The following is a 4,252-nucleotide window of genomic DNA, read 5'->3' as shown; positions in this document are numbered from 1 at the left end:
TATCCCGTCGCCGATACGCTTGGCGGACTGGTCGGCGCGTTCGCCATCGCCTCGGCGCTGGTGCGGCAGAAGACGAGCGGCGAGGGTGCCTTTCTCGACGTCTCGATGCTCGAATGCACACTTTCCGCACTTGGCTGGCCGGTTTCCAACTATCTGACCGCAGGTATCGACCCCATGCCGATGGGCAACGAGAACATGACGGCGGCACCCTCCGGTGCGTTTCGCACCGGCGACGGGCTCATCAACATCGCCGCCAACAAGCAGGAGCAGTTCGTGGCGCTGTGCCGGCTGATCGGCCGGCCGGAATTGGCTTCCGATATCCGCTATGCAGAGCGCGAGACGCGCAAGCGCAACCGTGCGGCGCTTAAAGTCGAGATCGAGGACGCCCTGGCGGGCGCCTCGGCGGCGGCCTGGGAAGAGACGCTCAATCGCGCCGGCGTGCCTGCCGGCAGGGTGCTGACGATCCCGCAAGTGCTGGCCGAGCCCCAAGTCCTCGAGCGCCAGGTGACCGCGCATTTCGACGATGTGGCTGGCATGGACAAGCCGCTGACCGTTTTGCGCGGCGGCTTCATGGTCGATGGCGAGGCGCCCTTGCCGACAAAGCCGCCGCCGGCGCTCGGCGAACATATGAGCGAGGTGTTCGCCGACCTGCCGCCCCACGCCAGGACAAAGGCACGCGCATGAGCGGCACGGAGAAGAAGACGGGCCGTGAGCGCGGCGAGGAATGGTGGCAGACCGATATCATCGAGATGCGGCCTGGTGTCATCCGGCTGCGCGGCTACGAGATCCAGGATCTGATCGGCCGCGTCAGCTTTCCGGCTGTCATCTGGCTGATGCTGCGCGGCGAACTGCCCAGCGAGGACCAGGCAGAATTGCTCGGCATTGCCTTGGCTGCCGCCGTCGACCATGGACCGCAGGCGCCATCGATTGCCATCGCGCGCATGGCTGCAACCTGCGGCGTCGGTATCAACAGCGCCATGGCCTCAGCCATCAACGTTCTCGGCGACGTGCATGGAGGCGCCGGCGAGCAGGCGCTTTCCTTCTATGGTGACATTGCCGTGGCGATCGATGCCGGGATGACGCTGAATGAGGCGGTCTCGGCGCGGCTCGACCGGTTCTTCGCCGAGGAGAAGGGCTATGTGCCGGGGCTCGGGCATCGCTTCCATCCCGTCGACCCGCGCGCGCCGCGCTTGCTGGAACTGACCCGCGAATTTGCCGCACGCGGTGCCGTCAATGGGCGTTTCGCCGATATCGCCGAAGCGGTCGAGGCGGATGTCGAACGCCGCAAGGGGAAAAAAATACCCCTCAACATCGATGGCGCCACCGCCGTCATCTATGGCGAACTCGGTTTTCCGCCGCCGCTGACGCGAGGGCTTTTCGTGCTGTCGCGCTCGGTCGGCATCCTGGCGCATGCCTGGGAGCAGTCGCAGCAGGCCGAGCGAAACAAGGGGCCGCTGCCGCGCGAGTGGCTGTGGGCCTATACCGGCACGCCGGTGCGGCCGTTTCCCGAAAGCGATGACCCCGGCGAGTGAGGCTCTACGCCTGGTCCACCTGCACAGGGATCTTCAGCGTCTTTACCAACGTTGAAAGATCCGGCTCGTCGATGAGCATGGCCGCATCGGCTGGCGCCAGCCAGGCCCGCTGGCGTCGTTTGGCTTCCTGCCAGTCGGCCAGTTCCTCGCTCACCTCGAGCAGGTAGACGATGACGTCGACGCGGACAAAGCGATTGGCCAGCCGCTTCCAGTAGGAATAGGTGCCCGCCGGCTGCTTCAGCGTCTTGCCGAGCACGCCGGCTTCCTCCTGCGCCTCGATGGTGGCCGCCTTGCGTCCGCTCTTGCCCTTCATCGGCCAGCCCTTGGGGACGATGAAGCGCCTGGTGGTACGCGACGTGACCAGCATCACCTCGATATCGCCACGCGCGGTCAGCCGGAAGGGAATAGCCGCCACCTGGCGGATTCTCTCGCCCTTCTTTGCCTTGCGTACGGCCTTTTTCTTGGTGGCTGCCATTCGTCAATCCAGTCGATGCAATGCCGCATAGCGCGACAAGGCGTCGTTGCAAAACCAAAACTTTCGCATGTGCCAACGACACTCGAAATACATAAGTCGGCTAAATAAACGAAAAAGGCCTTGATGTCAGCGGCAATTGCTCACGGCGGTGGTGCCGATTATCTGGGTCTGGCAGCTTGGCTTGAGCTGCTGCACGACCGGTGGCGGTTGCTGAAAGATCTGGCGGTCCTGGGCGCGATTCTGCTGCTGTTGCTGTTGATATTGCTGCCGCTGTATCCTGTTTTGCAGGATTTGCAGGTCGTTCTGCCGGATCAGCGCATTGTTGCCGGTAGCGGGATTGAGCGCTTGCGCGGAAGCCGGCAGGCAAACGCCCGCCAGCACTGCCGTGGCCAGCATTGCCACTGTGAAGATCGTTGATGGCCGAAGTGCCGACATCCGTTCATTCCCGCGCAAAAACTCTGTCCTTTGATATAGGGCGTTTGCGCGTCGATGCCATGGCCAGCGGGTCGAGTATCACGAAATCGGGCGGTCCAATCGCTTTGTTCTGCGATTTCGGCCGCGAAACGGCAGATAGTCATCATATGATGACTATGAAACGTCGGTGGCTTTGGTCAGTGTTCCCCACGTAAATTTTTGGTTTCATCCGGCATAAGTTAATGTATTCTAATTGAGTCAGAGCTCCGCAAGTGGGAATACGGATGCCCTGTTTTAATGCATTGAACCTTATTGCACAGTGCCGGCATCCTTATTGCAATTGCATGAGCAGAGCATAGCGGTGGCGTCGGACTCAAGCAGGCATTGAGGCGCGCCCCCGTAAAATGGGGGGTAAGTGCATGGCTTTGTTCACAGAGCGCGTTGCCGTATTGTCGTGCGCATCGGCCGACGACGGTTCAGCCAAGGCATGTTCTGAGGAAGTTCTTCGTGATGCCGCGGCGACTCAGAAGGGTTTGCCCGGCCGGCCGAATCAATGTCTCGCCACTCTGCCCAAACGGATAGCTCGATTGCTTTGCGCTACGGCACTGGTGGGGCTGGTCTTTCCTTACGCTCAATCTCCGGTCCATGCGCAGCAATTGTCCATCAATACGGATGGTGCACCGGGCGACAATGGTGATGACGGAATCGGTACTGCTGACGCCGGAGATGGCCATTCGCCGGTGGCGCCGGCTACGGGAACGAATAGTGTCGGCCGCACGACCTCCGGGGAGGCCGCTTTCGTTGGCAGCGCCCGGGGTGGGCGCGGCGGCGATGGCGGCTCGGCTGTCCATGCAACAGCCGTCCCGCCTTTTGTGGAGATCAAGGGTGGTAAAGGCGGCGATGGCGCCAAGGGCGGAACCGTCGATATAACAAACAACGCATCTGGCGCCCTCGAAACATCGGGGGACAATGCTCCCGGCATATCGGGCGACGCCGGCGGTGGGGATGGTGGTAACGGCGCATGGGCATTCGCCATCGCGGTAGGCGGTAAGGGCGGCGTCGGCGGGCGGGGTGGCGATGGCGGCACGGCGACCGTGACCACTACGATCGAAAGCAATATCATCACGCACGGGGTCAATTCGAACGGCATCACCGTCAATTCCAGCGGAGGGCGCGGCGGCAATGGCGGCTTGGGCGCTGCGATCGGTGCCGGCAAGGGTGGCAATGGCGGCAATGGCGGTTTCGGCGGTGACGCGAAAGGCGATAATGCCGGCTCCATTTCCACGGACGGGGCTTTCTCGAAGGGTATGCTTGTGCGGTCGGCGGGCGGCGTTGCCGGTGATGGTGCGAGTGGTTTCGGTATCGTGGGTAACGGCGGCAATGGGGGCGTGCCGACAATCGGCGGCAATGCCGAGGGGATAAATTCCGGGACCATCACAACTCGGGGAGATTTTGCCAGCGGCATGGTCGTGCAGTCGGTGGGCGGTGGCGGCGGCGACGGCGGTGGCGGTCTAGGTCTGTTCGGCGGTGGCGGCGCGGGTACGGATGGCAATGACGGCCGGGCAGCCACGGGGACCAACACCGGCAACATCACCACCAGTGGCCTGGGCGCCATCGGCATGCTGGTCGAGTCGGTGGGCGGCGGCGGCGGCGATGGCGGCGGCGCCATCGGTCTCGTGTCGATCGGTGGCAAGGCAAGCGGTGGCGGCCAGGGCGATACGGCGACCGGCAATATTGGCGGCGTCATCAAGACCGGCGTCGATGGAAACGGCGGCGACGGCGCGCATGGCATTCTGATCCAGTCGGTCGGCGGTGGCCGCGGGAATGGCGG

Annotated in this window: 4 protein-coding genes and 1 pseudogene; 3 read left to right on the top strand and 2 right to left on the bottom strand. The window is 63.3% G+C overall.

Translation table 11 applies throughout. From position 1 onward, the window contains the following. Both EN932_RS30420 and EN932_RS30415 read left to right on the top strand, forming a co-directional pair. Positions 1–684, top strand: a 684-nt coding sequence (locus EN932_RS30420; RefSeq protein WP_206618978.1) for a CoA transferase, incomplete at its 5' end; no start/stop codon positions are given. Then, the gene (locus EN932_RS30415; RefSeq protein ID WP_063168996.1) at positions 681–1,532 is read left to right on the top strand and encodes a citryl-CoA lyase; all 852 of its coding nucleotides are present in this window, start codon (positions 681–683) and stop codon (positions 1,530–1,532) included. The genes EN932_RS30420 and EN932_RS30415, both read left to right, overlap by 4 nt. A 4-nt stretch (positions 1,533–1,536) precedes the next feature. Here the strand turns inward: EN932_RS30415 and EN932_RS30410 are convergent, their stop codons facing one another. Beyond that, the gene (locus EN932_RS30410) at positions 1,537–2,007 is read right to left on the bottom strand and encodes an NUDIX hydrolase (protein ID WP_013529616.1); all 471 of its coding nucleotides are present in this window, start codon (positions 2,005–2,007) and stop codon (positions 1,537–1,539) included. Between the two features lie 126 nt (positions 2,008–2,133). Beyond that, positions 2,134–2,442 (bottom strand): hypothetical protein, encoded by a 309-nt coding sequence (locus EN932_RS30405; RefSeq protein WP_013529617.1) that lies wholly within the window; start codon positions 2,440–2,442, stop codon positions 2,134–2,136. Between the two features lie 635 nt (positions 2,443–3,077). Here EN932_RS30405 and EN932_RS39620 point away from each other — a divergent pair. Then, a pseudogene (locus EN932_RS39620) lies at positions 3,078–4,252 on the top strand (autotransporter outer membrane beta-barrel domain-containing protein); the annotation flags it as partial.

It is taken from the genome of Mesorhizobium sp. M7A.F.Ca.US.002.01.1.1 (assembly GCF_004022955.1).
In the GTDB taxonomy this organism is placed as follows: Bacteria; Pseudomonadota; Alphaproteobacteria; order Rhizobiales; family Rhizobiaceae; genus Mesorhizobium; species Mesorhizobium ciceri.
Note: the sequence above shows the minus strand (reverse complement) of the source record. Positions and strands in the feature narration are given on the sequence as shown.